Below are 21,467 nucleotides of genomic sequence, written 5' to 3'. Positions count from 1 at the left end.
AGCTTCTGTTACGGTATAGCCTTGTTCAGTGACCAGTTTTACTGCTTCTTCTCTGAACTCATCTGTATAATTTCTTGGTTTTCTTCTTTGCGTCATTTTCACACCTTTATTAATGGATTAATTATCCATCATAAAAGTGTGCGGTTCTATTTAATCAGATCATGTGCTGTTAATCCGGCGATAGTGATCAGTTTTATAGCAGGTTATACTTAGGGTCTGATGAACTTTCAGGATTAAAGTTTATTCAATTTAAAACGGAATTAAACGCGGCGCGCGCTTTGAATAATCGTTATGCTATTTAACAAGCGAGCAACAAAGGGTAGATTCGTTTTAAATGAAGCTAAGGGCGGCACTTGTTTGCAATTTATACGGCGTGATCACCCGTTCGTGTAGTTAGCTACACGTCACATGCTCTGCCTTGCCTAAATACCCAACAAGTCGCTGTAAAAGTAATCTTGAAAGAACAATAGACCCTAGTGTTGGATATCTAAAATTGAAATTAAAGGAATTAAGATGATAAAGAAAATAACATGCTTATTGTTAGCAACCCTGATTAGCGCATGCGCAAGCAATACGCCAACAAAAAACGGTGCCTCGCAGTGGGACTTTGATCATCGGGTGCAGTTTAAACAAACCGCGTTAGAGGACGGTAAACATCATCTACAAGTTATTGCCAAGCAAGATACTGAGTTTAGTAAGCTAGCGACGTTTTTGATGCGTCAATCGCTGCGCATTTGTCAAAGTTATGGTTTTAAAATCGAGGTGCTAGCAGGGGTTGAGCGCTTTGATGATAAGTTGTCATTTCCCAATATGATCATGCCGTCTTTATCGGCCAATATTGAATGTCCGCAATGATAAACAGCATTAAAGCGACATTAAAAAAGGGCAACTTAGTTTAAGTTGCCCTTTTTCGTAGTTTTGTTTCCGCCTAGCTATGACAAAGAGTCTTTGCCGCTAGGGGAAGCGTTTATACCAAGCTAATTGGTATGTACTCTGTGGTCATCGCTTCGGTTGGTGGAGTGAATTTTGTTAAATCAATGCCGTCTACAGCGTTTTTGTATTCATCCATGGTTGGGAAACGACCCAAGATGGTTGAAAGTACCACTAACGGTGTTGAGCCAAGTAAAGATTCACCTTTTTTCTCCGCGGTATCGGCAACCACACGGCCTTGGAATAAACGGGTTGAGGTGGCTATAACGGTATCACCAGGTTCGGCTTTTTCTTGGTTACCCATACATAAGTTACAGCCAGGGCGTTCTAAGTACATGATGTTTTCGTACTTAGTACGAGCTTCGCTTTTCGGGTTAGCATCGTCAAATTCAAAACCTGAGTATTTTTTCAGAATATCCCAATCACCTTCTGCCTTTAACTCATCAACTATGTTGTAAGTAGGTGGCGCAACCACTAATGGCACCTTAAATGATACGCTACCGTTTTGCTGTTCAATGTTACGTAACATTTGCGCAATAATTTGCATGTCGCCTTTGTGTACCATACAAGAGCCAACAAAGCCTAAGTCAACCGGCTTGTCTTTGTAGTATGAGACAGGACGAATCACATCATGGGTGTAACGCTTTGAAGCATCTTCGTTGTTAACGTCAGGGTCAGCAATCATAGGCTGGTCAATCACATCTAAGTCAACCACCACTTCTGCGTAATAGTTAGCGGCGTCATCTGGAGCCAGGGCAGGGTTAGTGCCTGATTTAACCTCGTCAATGCGCTTATCAGCTAAGTTGATCAGGTGCTTAAGTGTACCTGCTTGGTTGTCCATACCCTTGTTGATCATGATTTGGATACGGCTTTTCGCTAACTCAATCGACTTGATTAAGGTTTCGTCATTTGAAATACAGATTGACGCTTTGGCTTTCATTTCTGCAGACCAGTCGGTAAAGGTAAAGGCTTGGTCTGCTAATAAGGTACCAATATGTACTTCAATGATACGGCCTTGGAATACGTTCTCGCCACCAAACTGTTTCAGCATTTGAGCTTGGGTAGCATGGACTACGTCACGAAAATCCATGTGGCTGTGCATCTTGCCTTTAAAGGTAACTTTAACAGACTCAGGGATTGGCATGGCAGCTTCACCTGTGGCCAATGCTAAGGCGACAGTACCTGAGTCAGCGCCAAAGGCTACCCCTTTAGACATCCGCGTGTGTGAGTCACCACCAATAATAATAGCGCGATCATCCACGGTAATATCATTAAGTACTTTATGAATAACGTCCGTCATGGCAGGGTATTCGCCTTTGGGATCACGCGCTGTGATCAGGCCAAATTTATTCATAAAGCTCATTAGCTTAGGAATATTTGCTTTGGCTTTACTGTCCCATACCGATGCTGTGTGACAGCCTGATTGATAAGCGCCGTCAACGGTGGGTGATATGGTAGATGCCGCCATGGCTTCAAGTTCTTGACAGGTCATCGGGCCTGTGGTGTCTTGCGAACCGACGATATTAACGCGAACCCGTACATCAGAGCCGGCATGTAAAGGGGTTTCTGACGCAACACCAACTGCATTATTGTTGAAGATCTTTTCAACCGCCGTTAAGCCTTGGCCAGCATGAGAAATTTCTTTCGAAGCGGCATATACTGGCTTTAATGGCACGCCAAGTGTTTCTGCGGCAAAAGTTTGTAACTTCTTACCAAATACTACCGCGTAAGAGCCACCGGCTTTCATAAATTCAACTTTTTGTGGTGTAAACGCGGACGCAATATCAACCAATTCTTTATCGCCGTTGTAAAGCTTCTTCGCTTTAGTGTCGATGGTTAATACGGTGCCGGTGGCCACTGAGTAGGCTTCTTCTAGCACTGGATCGCCATTGTCATCCAAGACAGTATTGCCGTTGGCATCGACTTTTTTAACCCAGTTTTTAAGATCAAGACCGATGCCGCCAGTAACATCTACTGTCGTTAAGAAGATAGGTGAAATACCGTTAGTGCCAGCAACAACAGGGGCAATGTTAATGAAAGGTACATAAGGGCTGGCTTGTTTACCGGCCCAAAGCGCGACGTTGTTAACACCTGACATACGAGAAGAGCCAACGCCCATGGTACCTTTTTCAGCGATCAGCATGACTTTTGCGTGCGGATGTTTCGCTTGTAGTGCTTGAATTTCTTGCTGAGCTTCTGGTGATATCATGCATTTGCCGTGTAATTCACGGTCAGCACGCGAGTGCGCTTGGTTACCCGGTGATAGTAAATCGGTAGAAATATCGCCTTCGCCGGCGATGTAGGTAACCACTTCAATTTTTTCTTCAATATCGGGTAGTTTAGTAAAAAATTCAGCGTTAGCGTAACTTTCAAGAATTGCTTTGGCGATGGCATTGCCGGCTTTAAAAGCCGCTTCAAGGCGCGCGGTGTCGGCGTCGTATAAAAATACTTGCGTTTTTAATACTTCTGCTGCGGTATTGGCAACGCTAGTGTCATCTGATAAGGCTAAATCAAGTAGCACTTCAATCGAAGGGCCACCTTTCATGTGAGATAATAATTCAAAGGCGAAATCAGGCGTAATTTCAGCTACTTGGCTTTCACCTAATATGATTGCTTTGAGGAATTTAGCCTTTTCGCCGGCAGCACTGGTGGTGCCTGGTAAGGTATTGTAAATAAAAAAGTGCAGAGAATCTTGACGATAAGGGTTCTCTAGATCTTTAATTTGTTCAATGATTTCAGCTAATAGCTCGGCGCTATCAATTGGCTTAGGCGCTAAACCTAGCTCATTTTTTCGATTTTCAATTTCTGCTATATATTCTAAATACAGGCTCATTTGATTCTCTCTTTTTAGCTACAAGATGCTAATAAATGATCATTAGCTAGGATAAATTTGTCGGGTATTTTACCTGAATTTTTAATGACTATGAATCAATTGCTAACATAAATACTATTCACTGTGCCTATACCGGTTAGAAACCTCAGTTATATTTATTATCAGGTGGCAGTTTAGCCTGGCGTATTCGTAAAACTCCTCCGTGGTTATCATTCTCTTTTTTGCTCAGTGTTGGTTGTAAGTTACTGCCTTGTCTAAACGAGCGACTGCTACACTATGTTGTTGATCTTTAAACAGTATCAATTACATTGATAGTAGGGATAACTATGGTGATTATCGTGATAGTTCAATTAATCGACTTATTAACGTATAATCTGTGCCGAAATTTCTTAATCTCAGACGCTTAATCAAAAACTTTAAATTATTTAATCTCAGATACTTAACAAACTTAATTGCCGCTAATCTAGTTAGCTAAATGAAAAAATTAAGGTTAGCTATCGCTTGTCACAGAGGTGAACCCATGCTTCAAGAATATCGTAAACATGTCGAAGAACGCGCTGCAGAAGGCATTGTGCCTAAACCATTAGATGCCGAACAAACCGCTGCTTTGGTAGAGTTAGTAAAAGCCCCGCCTGCCGGTGAAGAAGCGTTTTTAATTGACTTATTAACTAACCGTATTCCAGCGGGTGTTGATGATGCCGCCTATGTGAAAGCGGGTTTTTTAGCGGCTATTGCCAAAGGTGAAGCTAACTCACCTATTTTGACGCCTGAGCATGCGACAAAATTACTCGGTACCATGCTCGGCGGCTACAATATTCAGCCTATGATCGACCTACTAGATCATGACAGCTTAGCGGATACTGCTGCACAAGGTTTATCGCACACTTTATTGATGTTTGATGCCTTTCATGATGTGCAAGAAAAAGCCGAAGCAGGTAATGTTGCAGCAAAGCAAGTTATGCAATCTTGGGCTGATGCCGAGTGGTTTACTTCAAGAGAAAAAGTTGCCGATAAAATTACCGTAAAAGTATTTAAAGTGACAGGTGAAACTAACACCGATGACTTGTCACCAGCCCCCGATGCTTGGTCGCGCCCTGATATTCCTTTGCACGCAAAAGCGATGTTAAAAATTGAGCGTGATGGTATCACCCCAGACGAAGATGGTGTGGTTGGGCCAATAAAGCAAATTGAAGCACTCCAAGCCGATGGCATTCCGTTAGCTTATGTGGGAGATGTTGTTGGTACCGGCTCTTCTCGTAAATCTGCAACGAACTCAGTTCTATGGTTTATGGGCGATGACATTCCTTATATTCCTAATAAGCGCAGTGGTGGTGTTTGTTTAGGCGGTAAAATTGCCCCCATTTTTTATAACACTATGGAAGACTCAGGCGCTTTACCCATAGAGTTAGACGTACAAAAAATGCACATGGGTGATGTTATCGACATTTACCCTTACCAAGGCGTGGTCAAAAATTCTGCAGGAGAAGTGATTGCAGAGTTCGAATTAAGCCCAGTGTTATTGGATGAAGTAAGAGCCGGCGGTCGTATTCCATTGATCATAGGTCGTGGTTTAACCGGTCGTGCCCGTGAAGCATTAGGTTTAGGTGCAACTGACCTATTTGCTTCGCCAATTGCGCCAGAAGCATCGACTAAAGGCTTTACATTAGCGCAAAAAATGGTTGGTAAGGCCTGTGGTGTTGACGGAGTTCGTGCTGGTCAATACTGCGAGCCTAAAATGACCACAGTGGGCTCGCAAGATACCACAGGACCTATGACCCGTGACGAGCTGAAAGATTTAGCCTGTTTAGGATTTTCAGCAGATTTAACTATGCAATCATTCTGTCATACCTCGGCATACCCTAAGCCTGTTGACGTTGTGACACATCATACCTTACCTGACTTTATGATGAATCGTGGCGGGGTGTCATTACGCCCAGGTGATGGTGTTATTCATTCGTGGTTAAACCGTATGTTATTGCCAGATACCGTAGGTACCGGTGGTGACTCTCACACGCGCTTCCCGTTAGGCATCTCTTTCCCTGCGGGCTCAGGCTTGGTTGCTTTTGCGGCGGCCACCGGTGTGATGCCATTGGATATGCCCGAGTCGGTATTGATACGCTTTAAAGGGGAAATGCAACCTGGCATCACATTGCGTGACCTAGTACATGCTATTCCTTACTATGGTATTAAAAATGGCTTATTAACAGTTGAAAAAGCAGGCAAAATTAATGAATTTTCCGGTCGAGTGCTTGAAATTGAAGGCCTTAAAGGCTTAACCGTTGAGCAAGCCTTTGAATTATCAGACGCCTCAGCGGAACGTTCTGCCGCAGGTTGTACCATTAAACTTGAAGAAGAGTCGGTGGCTGAGTACTTAAACTCTAACATTGTCATGCTTAAATGGATGATCAGTGAAGGTTACGGTGATGTTCGCACTATTACGCGTCGTATTAAAGCCATGGAAGCATGGTTAGCGAACCCGTCGTTAATGTCAGCCGACAAAGATGCAGAGTACGCGCATATTCTAGAAATCGACTTAGCGGAAATAACCGAGCCGATTGTTTGTTGTCCTAACGACCCTGATGATGCCAAACTCTTGTCTGATGTTGCCAATACCCAAATCGATGAAGTTTTTATCGGCTCGTGTATGACTAACATAGGTCATTTTCGCGCTGCGGGTAAGTTAATTGAAAAATTTGGTAAAACCTTACCGACGCGTTTATGGGTGGCACCACCGACTAAAATGGATAGAGATCAACTCACGGCAGAAGGCTATTACAGCATATATGGCAAAGCCGGTGCCCGCATGGAAACACCAGGCTGTTCATTATGTATGGGTAACCAAGCACGAGTTGAAGAGAAATCGACGGTATTGTCAACGTCAACGCGTAACTTCCCTAACCGTTTAGGCAATGGGGCTAATGTATTTTTAACATCAGCAGAGTTGGCCGGTGTTGGCGCTATCTTAGGGAGAATTCCAACAGTTGACGAGTATATGCAGTATGCCTCAGAAATTAACGCTACTGCTGCCGATACTTACCGTTACTTGAACTTTCATCAAATGGAAAGTTATACCAAAAAAGCCGACAATGTGATTTTACAAGTAGAAGCCTAAACGTCGGCTTATCAGCTGGATAATTAACAGCGTTATTTATCCAGCGGTAACCTCGACGATGTCGGCCGTCAGTAACCCCCAACAAGTCAGATTTGGGCGTTGCTGGCGGCTGTGCTTAACTATCAGCCTATCACTTGCACATGGCACTTTTCTTTTGCCTGCCAACTTAAAGCTCTAACATCAAAGCTTCCCTTTCATTGCTCCGTCAGCTTAGCGTTAACGTTTTGCATATGACGTCGAAAATTTTTCTCAAACTTACTTTCACCACAATTAAAGTACTGCGTTGATGAGCCCTCAGTTAACCCAAAAGCGCTTAAATCCTGTGTTATCGAGCAGACACCATTATCGCCTTTGCTCATCACGATACCTGCGCCGAGTTTTTTCGTGCTTTGTTCACGCGCTTTAATGGCATCTTTTAGTGGCACCGAGTGCGGAACCCGCGTTGGATGCGGGTTAAATATTGATGGCGATAGTGTGTTTTTCGGCGGTTGGCTAAGCTTAGTGGCTGAATTTTGCTTCAGGGTTTGGCGCAAAGTCTGCAACTGGCTAAAAGCACTGAGTTTGTTAACCTCAGTGGTGGGCTTAGAGATGGCCTGCGCTTTGCTGACCGGCTGCTTTTCAATATCAAGTGTTGGTACGATAATCTCTGCAGCTTTAGCGCTAAGTGCGTGACTTTGCTTTATGGCTTCAGTCGGCGCTGGCGGTGATGCATTTTGTGTTGCTTGCATGTCAAAAGTATTTGCTTTTTCAGCGGCGCGTTTAGGGGCATGATACAGGTAGCTATTAATGGCAACTTTTTTGGGGCTATCATGGCTGCTTGACTGTTTGTTCGTCTTTGTAAGTAAGATAAACGCTAGCATTAGCGCATGCAAAAGCAAAGATAAAATAACCGCAGTGTAACGTCCGTTTGGCACAATATCATCAGTAATAACTAGGTAATGGTATGGGCTATAGATGCCAAATTTTCGCTTAAGTTCCATTCAACTCTAGGCTACAACCTATATATACTCGCGTATTTTTATCGCCGATATTGTATTAGTGTTTATGATCAAAAATTTAAGCCTAAATACACAACAACATGGTGATTGTTCGAGAAAAAATGCGCGCAATATGTCTGTATCAAGGGGTAAAAAAGATAAAGTAAACTTGATATAGGTAAGTGTTAAAGCGCGAGATTTTGCTACAATAAAAGGGCAGGGTGACAGATGAGCAACAGCTCTGACGTGCTTAAATTCATTGCATAGATTTGCAGTAATGATTAACGCAATCGGCCGTAATATAATCACTTTTCAGGCCCAATATTAGCACCAAGCAGTGTGCGCTTTAAGAGGTAGCTATGGAATATCAATTTATAGATGACCCCATAACCGGTGTGGCAAGTGCAAAGTTTTCACTTGAGCATGAGGTTATTGGTCCTTGGTTAGAGGTTGAAGTGGGCACAAATGCTGAAAAGCTAGCTCAGTTACTGACGGCATTGGCTGATATAGAACAAGAAAAACAATCAGAAATTATGATCACCGGCAGCGAGTATAGTGTTATTTTTAATCGCGGTGACGTGACGGTGCAAACCAACGCCAGCATGAACGGCGTTGAAGTGCTGCCTGAGGCATTGCTAGAAGATGATATTGACTTTGATCAGCAAGACTCCTCAACTTGTGGTCGCGAAGACTTTCGAGAGTTACTCTTATCATGGGCTAAGTTTGTTAATAAGCATTAGCCGACGATAGCCAAAAGTAATATGGCTGACATTTTTTGATATCTTTGCTGATCACTAGTGCCAGCTAAACGCTGTAACTAAGTTAGTGCTTGGCTAACTTCAAACGCTAAGTTACTCTTAATGCATTAAAATTTGTCATAGCTAAAGACAATTCATTAGCGATTACTCGAGAGTCAATCATGAGTGCTGTTGTAGAGAATAATAATAAATCCTCAAGACGTATGATCCCACTACGTTATGTTTTAACCCCTATTGCCATTATAGTTGCTGCGGTTATCGGCTTGATTATTTTTGCAGTTTTATCACCTAAACCCGCGAAAAAGCCGGTCATTATTAAGCCTCCTTTAGTGGAAGTGCAAGAGATCGCTCGAGCCAATCTAAGCTTTACTATTGCCAGCCAAGGTAATCTTGTACCACGCACACAAACCCAGATAGTTTCAGAGGTTGCAGGGCAAATCGATACAGTAAATGAAAAATTTCAAGTGGGTGGCTTCTTTAGTAAAGGCGAGGTGTTGTTGCAAATTAATGACAGTCGTTATCAAGTTGCGCTGTTGCAGGCACAAGCACGTTTAGAGGCGGCAAAAGCGCTGTTAGTTGAAGAGCAAGCACGAAAAAAACAAGCAGAAGACGAGTGGCGTTTAACGGGTAGAGCGTTATCTGAGGCGCCTATATTGGCAATACGCGTACCGCAACTACAAAAAGCACAAGCCGATGTTAATGCCGCGAAGGCTGATGTGCTTGACGCCAAGGTTAAATTGGCGCGAACGCATATCACAGCGCCTTATGACGCGATAATTAAAGCGCAACAAGTCGACATTGGTCAATATGTTAATGCCGGCTCTGTGCTAGCCACGTTATTTGCGGTTGATTATGCCGAGGTGAGGTTGCCGATCAAGCAGCGCGATGTTGAGTTTTTAACCTTACCAAAAATCAATCAACCCCCTGCCGCGTTATCAAATATCGATATTTATTACCATATTGGCGGCAAAGAATATCACTGGCCTGCAAGCTTGAGCCGTTATGAAGGGGAAGTGGACAGCCGCAGCCGAGTGCACTATGTGGTGGCAGAAATTAACGATCCGTATGGTATTTTTTCAGCAAATAAATCGCAAGAATTACGCATAGGTACTTTTGTGAAAGCCAAAATTACCGGTAAAGAGGTAACCGATATTGTTACGCTCCCTCGTGAAGCCTTGCATGGTGCTAATCAGCTGTACTTGATTGATGAAAATAACCGATTAAAAATACAAAAAATCAATATTTTACGACATGATGCCGAGCATGTTTACAGTTATGACCAATTTGCGCCAGGGCTGAGGTTAGTGACAACACAACTACAAACACCCGTCGATGGCATGGCGTTGCGGGTTGTGGGAGAGCTGGTAGACAACCAAACGCAGGATGAGCCAAACTCTCTAGCGGCAGAAAATGCACAGGGTAATGCACTATGAGTGACGCGTTAACGCCTCAACCAACAGAAAAATTTACCGGCATTATTGCTTGGTTTACCCATAACAGTGTCGCAGCCAATCTACTGATGTTGTTCATCTTAGTGGCGGGCTTTTTTTCCTATCAGGGCATTAATAAAAAAATGTTTCCTGAATTTAATCCTAATAGCATTCAAGTGCTAGTACCGCACTTAGGTGCCGCGCCAGAAGAAGTGGAACAAGCGGTAATTCTCAAAGTTGAAGAGTCACTAGAAGATATTGAAGGCATTAAGCGCATTACCTCAACCGCGCGGGAAGGGGTTGGTATAGTCACAATTGAGCTGCAGTCTGGTTATTCAATGTCTGAGAAGCTTGATGAAGTGCAAATGCAGGTCGATGCCATTACCACGTTTCCAGAGCAAGCCGAAAAACCTATCATCACCAAACAAGAATTTAAAGGTCAAGTGATGTGGCTTTCGGTTAGTGGCCCTATGGCGCGTGGCGCTCGGCAAGTGATGGCGCAAAATATTCGTGATGAGATCATGGCGCTACCCAATGTTAATAGCGCTGAAATTGTCGGTAGTCGAGATTATGAAATTGCCATTGAAGTGAGTGAAGATAAGCTACTGCAATACCAATTAAGTTTTGATGAAATTACACAAGCGGTACGCAGCGCCTCTATTGATATGCCAGGTGGCACAATTAAAACCCGCGCCGGTGATATTTTATTGCGTACCCAAGGCCAAGCCTATACCGGCAAAGAATTTAGTGATTTAGCACTACGCACAGCGCCAGACGGCACACGGCTGGTGCTGTCAGATATAGCTGAAATTAAAGATGGTTTTGTTGAGCGTGAAGACTTTGCCACTTTTGATGATGAGAATACCTCTAGCATTATGGTGCAATCTACCGGTGATCAAAATGATCTTGCGATTGCAGCGCAAGTGCGAGCATATGTCGAAGCAAAAAATCAGCAGCTACCCAGTGGCGCAAAATTAACGGTATGGGGTGATAGCTCTTATTACCTTGCCGAACGTTTAGATATGATGATCAGTAATATGATGCTAGGGGCGTTTTTAGTTTTTATCATTTTAGCCTTGTTTTTACGGATCAAAATTGCGTTTTGGGTGATGTTGGGTATTCCTATCAGCTTTTTTGGTGCTTTATTAATGATGCCCTTGCTTGGGGAATGGTCGGTATCAATTAATATGCTGAGTTTGTTTGCCTTTATTATGGTGCTAGGTATTGTAGTCGATGATGCCATAGTGATAGGCGAAAGTGCTTATGCAGAAGTGGAAAAAAGCGGTCACTCGCGCGAAAGCGTTATTCGTGGCACGTTACGAGTGGCCATGCCAGCAACCTTTGGCGTTTTAACCACCATAGCCGCGTTTACACCTTTATTGTTTATCGATGCGACTTTCGCGGCATTTTTCCGCTCAATATCCATAGTGGTAAGTTTCTGCTTAGTGTTTTCTTTAATTGAGTCGAAATGGATATTACCCGCCCATTTAGCTCACATGAAATATGTGCCCTTAGATATCGCCAAGGCAAACTTTTTAGAGCGCTTTCAAATGCGTTTTAAAGCAGGGCTAGATAATTTTATTCTAACTGTCTACAAGCCCTTGGTGGAAAAGGCGTTACGTGCACGTTATAACACGATGGCGATTTTTGTGGCACTATTAATCTTGTCGGTAAGTTTAATTGCCGGTGCCTTTGTGAAGCTAGAAGTGTTTCCGAATATTCCCAGTGACTTTATTCAAGGTAGTATTACCATGGTTGATGGCAGTGCCGCGCAGCAGCGTAATAAAGCCATAGCCCAGGTTGAGCAAGCGGTTAAGAATGTCGCAAAAAACAATCCTTATCAAGGGCTAAGCTTTGTTAAGCACAAAATGGTTTTTACTAATGGTAATAGCAAAGCAACCATTATTTTAGAGTTAGTGAAACCAGAGCAACGTGAGCTTGATGCCTATCAAATTGAAAAGCTATGGCGAGATGAAATAGGCGAAATACCCGGCGTGAAAGAGTTACGCTTTTTTGCGGGAACAAATGCTGGCGGTGGTGCGGCAATAGAGTTTCAGCTGACAGGGCAAAATGATCACGAGCTAGAAGCCGCGGCAGAAGACATTCAAGCACAATTGAATCGTTATGATGGCGTTTATGATGTCAGGCATTCATTTAGTCGTGGCAGTCAAGAAATCAAGTTAAGTATTAAGCCCGAAGCCGAAGTGCTAGGCTTAACTTTAGCGGCTTTAGCTAAACAAGTCAGACAAGCGTTTTATGGCGATGAAGCGCAGCGCATTCAGCGTGGTCGTGATGAATTAAAAGTGATGGTACGTTATCCTGAAGCAAGCCGTTTATCGGTTTCAGACCTAGAAAACATGTGGATTAGAACCCCAAGTGGTGAGCAAGTGCCATTTTATCAAGTGGCTGATATTGCCATAGGACAAGGATTTTCTACCATCACCCGCATTAATAAGCAGCGCTCGATCACCATTTCCGCTGATATAGATAGTGAAAAAGTTGAATCGCGTAAAGTGGTCAGCGAAATGAATCAAACGCACATTCCTGAAATATTAGCCGATTACCCCAGTGTTAACTATGGGGTTGAAGGGGCTAGTAAGGAGCAAGCTGATTTTCTGGCTCAGCTTGGCTATGCTGCCATAGGTGCATTGTTTTTAATTTATGGTTTAATCGCCATTCCCACTAAATCATATAGCCAACCTCTAGTGATCATGTCAGTAATTCCATTTGGCATTATTGGCGCCATTATTGGCCATTGGTTGTTAGGGCATACCATTAATATGATGTCGATGTTTGGCTTTATTGCGCTAACGGGAGTCGTGGTAAACGATAGCTTGATCATGGTGGACTTTATTAATAAAGCGAAAGGCTCAGGGCGCAGTATGTTCGATGTCGTCAGTGCTGCCGGTTGCCAAAGGTTTCGGGCGATATTATTGACCTCGTTAACGACCTTTTTTGGTATTTTTCCCCTCTATTTTGAGCAAAGCTTACAAGCGCAGTTTATTATTCCTATGGCGATTTCCTTGGGATTTGGTATTGTTTTTGCCACAGTGATCACACTGTTTTTGATCCCTGCGCTGTATTTGATCAAAGAAGATATCGCCAATTTACTGCGTCACTCAGGCAAGTTAGCCGGCGACGCCAAACCTCATTAAATAACGAGAATAAACGGTGTTGAATAGAAACGTTGTGTTAAAAAATATAGCCGCGCCTGGTTGGGCTTTAATGAATGCATTCATATTGCTGGTGCTTGTGTTGAGTCAAGCGGTGCATGCCCAGTCTGGCACTTGGCAACGGATAGATCTTAATAACAAAGCGTCATTGCGGGGTAGTGCTGTTTATCAAAATTCACTTTGGGTAACAGGCAGTAATAATACCGTGTTTGTTAGTCAAGATGCGGGTAAAACATGGCACGATAGATCAGTAAGCGCTGAAATCACGACAGACTTTCGTGATATAGCGCTATTTGATCACAACCATGCCATTGTCATGGGCGCAGGTACAGGCCCGCAATCGGTTTTGTATCAAACCCTAGATGCTGGCAAAACTTGGCAGCGCTTACTCTTAAATGCGGCAAAGTCGGGTTTTTTTAATGCCATAGCGTTTTGGGATAAAAATACCGGGCTGTTATTGGGCGACCCAGTAGATGGCTATTATGTGATTAAAAAAACTCAAGATGGTGGCAAAACCTGGCGGAGAATAGCATTAGATAAACTGCCAACAATAGCTGACAATGAGGCAGCGTTTGCGGCTAGCGGTAACACGCTGATCACTGGCGCTAATGGTCAAGCTTGGTTAACTACCGGTGGCTTTGCGGCCTCGGTTTATTACAGCAATGATTGGGGGGAAAGTTGGCGCCGACAAGCCGTGCCATTATTTCGAGCAACGGCCACTGCCGGCGGTTATGCGCTTGCTTTGAATCAACGCCAACAGGTGTTTGTGCTTGGCGGCGACTACCAACAAAGAGCGCAGCAATATCAAAATATCGCGGTTTATGCGCAACAACAGTGGCAGCCAGTTGACGCCGGCCTACGGGGATTGCGCACCGCAATGGCCTGCAATAACAGCGTTTGTATTATCAGTGGTAGAACGGGGAGTGATATCTCTTTTGATCAAGGCCAGCATTGGCAAGCGTTTGACGATGCCAGCGCCGCGAAAACACAAGCTGGCTTTTATACACTTGCCAGTAGTGAGCACGTGATTTTAGCGGCAGGTGAACAAGGTAAAGTGGCGCTTTATGTTAATGAATAAAGCCCCTAGCTTACCAACCTAAGCTACTGAGCCAACTGAGAATTTCTTTGCTTAAGCCACTTTTCGGATAATAAGCGGTAATTTGATTGTTGATTTGCTTTTGTCGGTAGTCAACTTTCATGCTTCTTTTCGCTGCAGCTAAGCGTTGCTTGGCTTGCATTAACACTAAGCGGTTATCACGTTGTAAGTAAAGATCTAATAACGGGTAGTTAGCTGCAGCAACGTGCTGGCTTAGCTTAGCGCTCGCTGCCGTGGTTGGCATATAGCTACTGAGTAACACCATAGCCGCTGGCGGCTGCACTATGCCTTGTTGATAGATGTCGAGCAAAATAGCGCTGTGATTGCCTTCAGCAACAATGACAATGACCCCAGGGTAGTTTTGTGCTTTGTTTAAAACGGCGTGCATTATCGCGGCTAGCTTTTTGCTGTAACTGGCGAGCTTTTCGCGGTTTTCATCTTGGCGCTCCGTTGCCGTTAATGCCTGAGACGGGTAATTTTGCGGCTGATGAGGTGGATGTAAGGTTATGGTTGTCCAACCAAGACCTGGTAAGTTTTGCTGCAATTGCGTGAGGGCATTTGGCGACACAATACCCTGTTGCCAATCTGGAATTAGTACCATCACACCTTGGTTAATCGCCGTAGTGTGCTCTTTGATTAAGGTGATATATTTTTCATCTCCCACCAATAAAGGCGTTACTGCCTCTGATGTTAAGAAGTGCTCAATGTCTTGTTGCTGTAAGTTAAATGCGTCTAGTGGTGGCTCAATGATCACTTGGTGACTATGATCATCCGCTTGTTTGTTAGTATCGCTAGGTTGCTTATTTGCATTAGGGGCAGGGGTTTCGCCAGTTTGTTGCTGGGCGTTGCTACTTTGCAATGGGTTATCGTTAGCCAATATTTTAGGGCTATGGATTAAGAGCAGCAGTAAGCTAAAAAAATAGCAAATATAAATCGGCGTGTTTTTATCGGGCATAGACAGTTATTCTCTTGATAATGGCGCAACGTGCAATGACGCTAAAAGCAGTTAAGTTGTTATCGACCTTAACCCTTTTTTCATGAGTAACCCTCATTAGAGGCTGTTAACCCGGAAAGGTCAATAGACCTTAGTCAAAAGGGCAAGGCCTAGAAAATATGATTGCTTGCCCCGATACCGGATGCTTTATTTGTAGTGTATGCGCGTGTAATTGTAAACGACTACTGGCGGTCAGTGCCTGTGCGTGAGCGTATAGTCGGTCACCAAGTATTGGGTGCCCGAGTGCCAGCATATGCACCCGTAGTTGATGCGAGCGGCCAGTAACTGGGGTTAACTCCAGCAAACTGGTGCAGTAGTCATCGATATTTTCGTCATAACTTAAAACTTTGTAGTGAGTCAACGCGGGTTTGCCATGCTCATGGTCTACTTTTTGTTTGGGGCGATTTGGCCAGTCACATATCAAAGGCTGTTCAACGCTGCCAGTTAATGGCGTTACTTTGCCAAATACTCGCGCAATATAGTGTTTTTGTGTTTGGCGTTTTTCAAATTGCTGGCTAATAGCGACATGTGCCGGCTTATTTAACGCCATTAAAATAATGCCAGAGGTTGCCATGTCTAAGCGGTGCACAACCGTTGCAGTTGGCAATACTTTTAAGACCCTATTTTGTAAGCAGTCTTGATGCTCTGGTAATCGACCGGGCACAGTTAGCAAACCACTGGGCTTGTTCAGTACGACCAAATCAGCGTCTTGATAAACAATATCAAGATAAGGCTGTAATGGTGGCTGATAGATAAAGTCTGGATTAGCACCCATATTTTTGTCCTTTGCTTCAATAACTCTTGGCGCAGTTGCTAGCACGATAGTGATAACACTGAGCGCAAGAGTATAGGGTTAAGGGGGATTGAATGCTCACTGCCCTAGCTACTAACCACAATTAACCGCACGGCTTCAAAATTTAGTTGGGCTTTATCAATGTATTCTGCCAAGGCATTTTTTTGCATTAAAATAAAGTCAATTTCTTGCTGACGGACGCTGGGATTAATGGCCTTAAGCGCTGTTAAGCGTTGATACTCTTCGTCCATCGCAGCTTGCATAGCAGACAGGGCTTTTTGCTGTATGCTAGCAATTTGTTGCTCAGCATGCTGCTCTGCTTTGGCGACTAATGGCGCAACCTGTGATCTGAGCGCTTTGACTAATTGCAAGGCTACCTGTTTTTTAACGGGTGTTAATTGCTGATCTAAAACTGCTTCACTGACTTTATCGGCTAAGTCGTTGCCATTTTTGTCAACTAAAATACGCACCGGCGTTGTCGGCAAGTAGCGGCCTAATTGCAACTTACTCGGAGCGATAGCGGCTAAGGTAAATATACATTCTATAAAAAATGTGCCCGCAGGTAGCGCAGGATTTTTCAAGATACCAATACTGGCATTACCTATGTCATCCGAGAGTACTAAATCCATGGCGCCACGCACCATAGGGTGATCCCAAGTGAGTAATTGGTAGTTTTCCACTGCCAAGGCGGTTTCACGATTAAAGGTAATGGTCGTGCCATCTTCAGGTAAACACGGAAAATTGCTATTGAGCATATGTTCTGTCGGTTGCAAGGCGATAGCATTGTCGGCTTTATCATCTTGCGCAATACCAAACACATCTAGCAATTGAAACATAAATTGTGGCAAATGAATTTGTTGATCAAGTTTGGCAATTTTTGTTACCAAAGCTTGCGCTTTGCCTTGTCCAGAAGAATGCAGTTCAAGTAACTTATCGCGACCAGATTCTAAGTCTTGCTTAATGCTCAGGTGTTTATCATGACTTTGCGCCAATAAATTTTCTGCGTCGGCAGAATCCCAGTTCGCGGTTAACGCAAGTTGCAACAGGCTATCACCAAACGCTTGGAACACTGCATGGCCGGTAATGCAGGTGTGCTCAAAGGCATTTAAGGCGTGTTTATACCACTTAAACAACAAGCTTTGTGCTGAGTCTTGAAAGTAAGGTACATGTATACGTATGGTTTGCGTTTGACCAATTCGGTCTAATCGGCCAATACGTTGTTCAAGTAGATCGGGGTTGCGTGGTAAATCAAATAACACCAAATGATGGGCAAATTGAAAGTTGCGTCCTTCACTGCCGATTTCTGAGCACAATAAAACTTGTGCACTGTCTTCGTCCTGCGCAAAGTAAGCAGCGGCGCGATCACGCTCAAAAATACTGAGCCCTTCATGGAAAACCGCGGCACGCATGCCTGCTTTAACTCTTAACGCTGTTTCTAAGTCGATGGCGGTTTGTGCATGAGCACAAATCACTAACACTTTGGCTTTTTTTAATGATTGCAATAGCTCAATTAAGTAGTCAACTCTTGGGTCTAGGTCATACCATGCATCATGACTATCTAAGCTATATAAAACTTCAGGGGTAAATATAAGCTTGGCTTGTGCTTGTGTGCTTAAGTCTTCAGCGGTATTGGAAAGTAACAGCTCATTGATGGTGTCTTGATAGGCATCTGGCATGAGTAAAGGCGTGGCATGTAACTCACGATCTGGAAAGCCTTTAATGGTATTACGACTATTGCGAAATAAAATACGACCGGTACCGTGGCGATCTAGTAGTTGTTGTAAAATATGTTGGCGCGCGGTTGCTTGTTCGCTGTGTTCATGATGATTTAATGCCGTAATATGAGCACTGTCGCTGCTTGCCTGTAATAAATTAGCTATGGTTGTGATTTGCGCTTTGCTTAGCGCTTGGTCAGTTACTAAAGTATTTGCGGCATCTGCGACTTCGCTATAGTGCTGTTCTTCTTCGGTAAATTTGTCGTAATCAAAGAAGCGATCGGGGTCGAGTAAACGCAAACGAGCAAAGTGTCCCTCATGACCTAGTTGATCGGGTGTTGCCGTGAGTAGTAACACACCTGGAATGTGTTGAGCTAATTGCTCAATACATTGGTACTCTAGGCTAGCATTGTCTTTTTGCCAGCTTAAATGGTGGGCTTCATCAACCACCATTAAATCCCATTCTTCATCGATCATAGCCTCATACCAGCGCGGGTTATTAGTGACAAAGTCTAGGTTCACAAGCACCAGTTGCTCAGTGCTAAATGGATTTATACTGTCACTATCATGGGCGGTTTCTTGACAACGACTTTCATCAAAGATACTAAATTGCAAATTAAAACGTCTGAGCATTTCTACTAACCACTGGTGCATTAGTGACTCAGGGACAATAATTAATACGCGCGCGGCACGGCCAGTGACAAGTTGCTGGTGAATGATCAAGCCAGCCTCTATGGTTTTACCTAACCCCACTTCATCTGCCAGTAGCACACGAGGCGCAAAGCGACTGCCAACTTCTTCAGCAATATACAATTGATGCGGTATTAAGCTAACGCGACCGCCACACAGCCCCATTAATTCTGACTGTTGTTGTTGGTACTGATGATGAAGACAATCTTTGCGTAGTCGAAACCAGTCTAACCGATCAACTTGTCCGTTTAGTAGGCGGTCATGGGGTTTATTAAACTTGATGAAATGATCTATCATCACTTCTTTTAACGAACAACTTTCGCCAGTATCGTTGCGAGTACCAGTATAAGTAAGTAAGTGGTTGCTTTCTTGAACAGACTCAACCGTTAAAGTCCAGCCTTCATGGCTAGGGATGGTATCGCCAGCATTAAACGTGACTCGCGTCAGTGGTGCATTATCTATGGCATATTGTCTAGCATCCCCTGTGGCGGTAAATACGATAGTAACAAAGCGACCTTCAACAGCGGTTACTGTACCTAACCCTTGTTCTGACTCACTATCACTAATCCAGCGTTGTCCGGGGTAAAATGACATAGAAAAAACTCCAACTTAATAATTCGCGTAATCATGACACGGCAAAAAAAGGGCGCTATAGTATCGTTAATCATAGAAGTGATCATTAAATAATTCCGCAAAAGCTGATTTTTTTAGTGAAAATAACATCACCTTGGCGGGTTATCGTTTTTTCGTTAAAGAGAAAAGCGCTGCGATAATTTTCAACGCAAGGAAGCCGTTTTATATGATTGAGTACCCAAGCCAAGTAATAGCAAATCATCAGCAGTCAAAACAGTGGCAATTGTGGCGCCAGATCTTGATAGTGCTACTATTGATTCTGATGATATATTCAGGGGCTGCGCAAGCTTTAAGCACTGCTGACAGTAAAGCAAGACTATCTCAGGTGGTATTGGCCACTGGTACGCACTACTCGCCTTTTATTGACAGTAGGTTGCCAAACGGGGGCTGGTCAAGTGCGATTGTAAAGGCGGTATTTCAACAGCTAAATATTACCTTGACCATCAAGCCGTTACCTTGGTCTCGGGTGCTGGCCAGCACTGAAATGAATCATGTTGATGGTGCCTTTCCCTATATCAGTACTGAACAGCGACATAATGACTTTTATTATTCTGAGCCTATAAATTATGTACCGATCAAAATAATCGCTCAGCAAAATGTCAAGGCAACAACCGTTTCAGATCTTAAAGTTTACACCTTTTGTTTGCCCTATGGCTTTAGTTCAGCACAGGACTTTTTAGCCATAGTTACGGACAAAAATACCACGCATGCACCCACCACACGCGATTGCTTAGACAAGGTGCTTAGTGGTTGGGCCGATGTGGTGTTAGTAAACCAATACAATAGCATACTGCAAAATAAACAATATCAATCGCTAAAGGTGTTACCCATGTCTGTTGCACAAGAGCCGCTACATTTTATTGTTGCGAAAAGCCATCCTGATGCGCATAACCTGATTCGCTTGTTTAACCAAGGGTTACAGAGCATTAAGCAAAACCAAGTGTTAGATAGCATCAACCAAGCCTATTTGCGATTACTGGCGAGTAAAGAAAAATCAATGGCTAAACATTAACAGATGACCGCTCAAATAACGGTCAATAATAGACCGAAAAGATACTTGCTTGCGAGGTAATAAGCTGTCAAAGTGGTGTTAAGGTGGTGCTATAAAAAGGAGTTAAATCGCTTAGTTTACTGATAATCGCATCATAGATACGGATAAAAATATCTGGTGCGCTAAGTAGTTATCAATTTTTTTGGCTTCTAGCAGCTAATTTGAAAATTGCTGTAGAGCCTTCACTTGGTAAAGGACGATAATATGGCAACAGAAAAAACAATTTATGTTTTAGACACCAATATTTTATTACACGAACCTTTCGCTTTTCTCTCTTTCAAAGAACACGACGTCGTCATCCCTATGACAGTATTAGAAGAGTTAGACTCTATAAAAGATCGACAAAAAGATGTTAGTCGAGATGCACGAGTCGCCATTCGAGCCCTAGAAGACACCCTAGCCAATGCCACGCCAGAGCAAATAGTTGCTGGGGTTAAACTGCCACAAAATGACGAGTTACACCCGAGTGGTTGTTTAGCCATCATCAATGATTACGCCTTAGCCGAGAGTAAAGTAAAATTATCGTTTAATGAAAACGACAACCGCATTATTAATAGCGCCATCTATTTACAAGGAAAACACCCCAAAAACAAAGTGGTGTTAGTCACCAAAGATATCAATATGCGCTTAAAAGCCAAAGGCGCAGGTTTGGCTTATGTTGAAGATTACCGAACCGATCAGCTCATTGACGATATTCAATTTTTAACTAAGGGCTATCATCAATTTAGTGGTGACTTTTGGCAGCATGTACAAGAATGTGAAAGTGAAACTCAAGGCCGCAACACCACGCACTATATCAAGCACCAAGTGCTACCCAATCGCTATATGAATGAATATTTAATTGATGAAGGCGAGCACTTTGCCGGTAAAGTAACCGGTTGGGATGAGGAAAAGTTTGCTATCACGGATTTAAGTCGCGAACGATTGATGGCAAAGCAAGCTTGGGGTATTCATCCTAAAAATATCTACCAAGGTATGGCCATGGACGCGCTATTAGACCCGAGTATTGATTTAGTTATACTCACTGGTCCTGCCGGTTGTGGTAAAACAGGTATTACTGCAAGCTTTTTTTCAATATTTGTGCAGACCTATCTACAGACCTTATTCTTACTGAAGAAATTGAGCATTTATAACAGGCTAAGATCTAATCTCTCTAACATGTCATTAAGTGTGACTTAAAGAATAGAACCATTAATCAATAAATATAAATAACGGATTTAACCTGCAAGAAGGCACAAACAAAAATAATAAAGCTAAGGTAAATCTAAAATGCTAATTAATG

The 21,467-nt window shown here is 43.3% G+C and carries 13 protein-coding genes and 1 pseudogene; 8 read left to right on the top strand and 6 right to left on the bottom strand.

Annotated elements, in window-relative coordinates; all coding sequences use genetic code 11:
* A partial coding sequence (locus B6K83_RS18235) for a transposase (RefSeq protein ID WP_143327785.1) occupies positions 1-96 on the bottom strand: 96 nt, incomplete at its 3' end.
* Positions 97-513: 417 nt separating this feature from the next.
* Here B6K83_RS18235 and B6K83_RS16980 point away from each other — a divergent pair.
* Complete coding sequence (locus B6K83_RS16980; protein WP_085286055.1) at positions 514-855, top strand: hypothetical protein; 342 nt, start codon at positions 514-516, stop codon at positions 853-855.
* A gap of 112 nt (positions 856-967) precedes the next feature.
* Here the strand turns inward: B6K83_RS16980 and B6K83_RS16975 are convergent, their stop codons facing one another.
* On the bottom strand, positions 968-3,763 hold the full coding sequence (locus tag B6K83_RS16975) for a bifunctional aconitate hydratase 2/2-methylisocitrate dehydratase (protein ID WP_085286054.1): 2,796 nt from the start codon (positions 3,761-3,763) through the stop codon (positions 968-970).
* A 520-nt stretch (positions 3,764-4,283) separates the two neighbouring features.
* Here B6K83_RS16975 and acnB point away from each other — a divergent pair.
* The gene (gene acnB / locus B6K83_RS16970; protein ID WP_085286053.1) at positions 4,284-6,875 is read left to right on the top strand and encodes a bifunctional aconitate hydratase 2/2-methylisocitrate dehydratase; all 2,592 of its coding nucleotides are present in this window, start codon (positions 4,284-4,286) and stop codon (positions 6,873-6,875) included.
* Between the two features lie 194 nt (positions 6,876-7,069).
* Here acnB and B6K83_RS16965 read toward each other — a convergent pair whose 3' ends face one another.
* Positions 7,070-7,855: a hypothetical protein gene (locus tag B6K83_RS16965; protein WP_085286052.1), complete on the bottom strand. Its 786-nt coding sequence runs from the start codon at positions 7,853-7,855 to the stop codon at positions 7,070-7,072.
* Between the two features lie 356 nt (positions 7,856-8,211).
* On the opposite strand from B6K83_RS16965, the gene B6K83_RS16960 reads away from it, so the two are divergent.
* The 4 genes from B6K83_RS16960 (at position 8,212) to B6K83_RS16945 (ending at position 14,291) form a co-directional block, all read left to right on the top strand.
* A complete protein-coding gene (locus tag B6K83_RS16960; RefSeq protein ID WP_085286051.1) occupies positions 8,212-8,592 on the top strand; it encodes a YacL family protein in 381 nt (126 codons plus the stop codon).
* Positions 8,593-8,771: 179 nt separating this feature from the next.
* A complete protein-coding gene (locus B6K83_RS16955) occupies positions 8,772-10,043 on the top strand; it encodes an efflux RND transporter periplasmic adaptor subunit (RefSeq protein WP_085286050.1) in 1,272 nt (423 codons plus the stop codon).
* On the top strand, positions 10,040-13,195 hold the full coding sequence (locus B6K83_RS16950; RefSeq protein ID WP_085286049.1) for an efflux RND transporter permease subunit: 3,156 nt from the start codon (positions 10,040-10,042) through the stop codon (positions 13,193-13,195). Before B6K83_RS16955 ends, B6K83_RS16950 begins: the two co-directional genes overlap by 4 nt.
* 70 nt (positions 13,196-13,265) lie before the next feature.
* Positions 13,266-14,291 (top strand): YCF48-related protein, encoded by a 1,026-nt coding sequence (locus tag B6K83_RS16945; RefSeq protein WP_085286058.1) that lies wholly within the window; start codon positions 13,266-13,268, stop codon positions 14,289-14,291.
* Between the two features lie 10 nt (positions 14,292-14,301).
* Here B6K83_RS16945 and B6K83_RS16940 read toward each other — a convergent pair whose 3' ends face one another.
* The 3 genes from B6K83_RS16940 to rapA all read right to left on the bottom strand — a co-directional run bounded on the left by B6K83_RS16940 (position 14,302) and on the right by rapA (position 19,095).
* On the bottom strand, positions 14,302-15,264 hold the full coding sequence (locus B6K83_RS16940; RefSeq protein ID WP_085286048.1) for a DUF3530 family protein: 963 nt from the start codon (positions 15,262-15,264) through the stop codon (positions 14,302-14,304).
* A gap of 130 nt (positions 15,265-15,394) precedes the next feature.
* A complete protein-coding gene (locus B6K83_RS16935) occupies positions 15,395-16,078 on the bottom strand; it encodes a pseudouridine synthase (protein WP_085286047.1) in 684 nt (227 codons plus the stop codon).
* Positions 16,079-16,182: 104 nt separating this feature from the next.
* Positions 16,183-19,095 (bottom strand): RNA polymerase-associated protein RapA, encoded by a 2,913-nt coding sequence (gene rapA, locus B6K83_RS16930; protein ID WP_085286046.1) that lies wholly within the window; start codon positions 19,093-19,095, stop codon positions 16,183-16,185.
* A gap of 205 nt (positions 19,096-19,300) precedes the next feature.
* Between rapA and B6K83_RS16925 the strand changes: the two genes are divergently transcribed.
* Together B6K83_RS16925 and B6K83_RS16920 are read left to right on the top strand one after the other, a co-directional pair.
* Complete coding sequence (locus B6K83_RS16925) at positions 19,301-20,146, top strand: substrate-binding periplasmic protein (protein ID WP_085286045.1); 846 nt, start codon at positions 19,301-19,303, stop codon at positions 20,144-20,146.
* A 225-nt stretch (positions 20,147-20,371) separates the two neighbouring features.
* Positions 20,372-21,235, top strand: a pseudogene (locus B6K83_RS16920) (PIN domain-containing protein); the annotation flags it as partial.
* Positions 21,236-21,467 lie beyond the last annotated feature (232 nt).

Source organism: Colwellia chukchiensis (assembly GCF_002104455.1).
GTDB lineage: Bacteria > Pseudomonadota > Gammaproteobacteria > Enterobacterales > Alteromonadaceae > Cognaticolwellia > Cognaticolwellia chukchiensis.
This window is presented reverse-complemented; position numbering and strand designations above follow the sequence as displayed.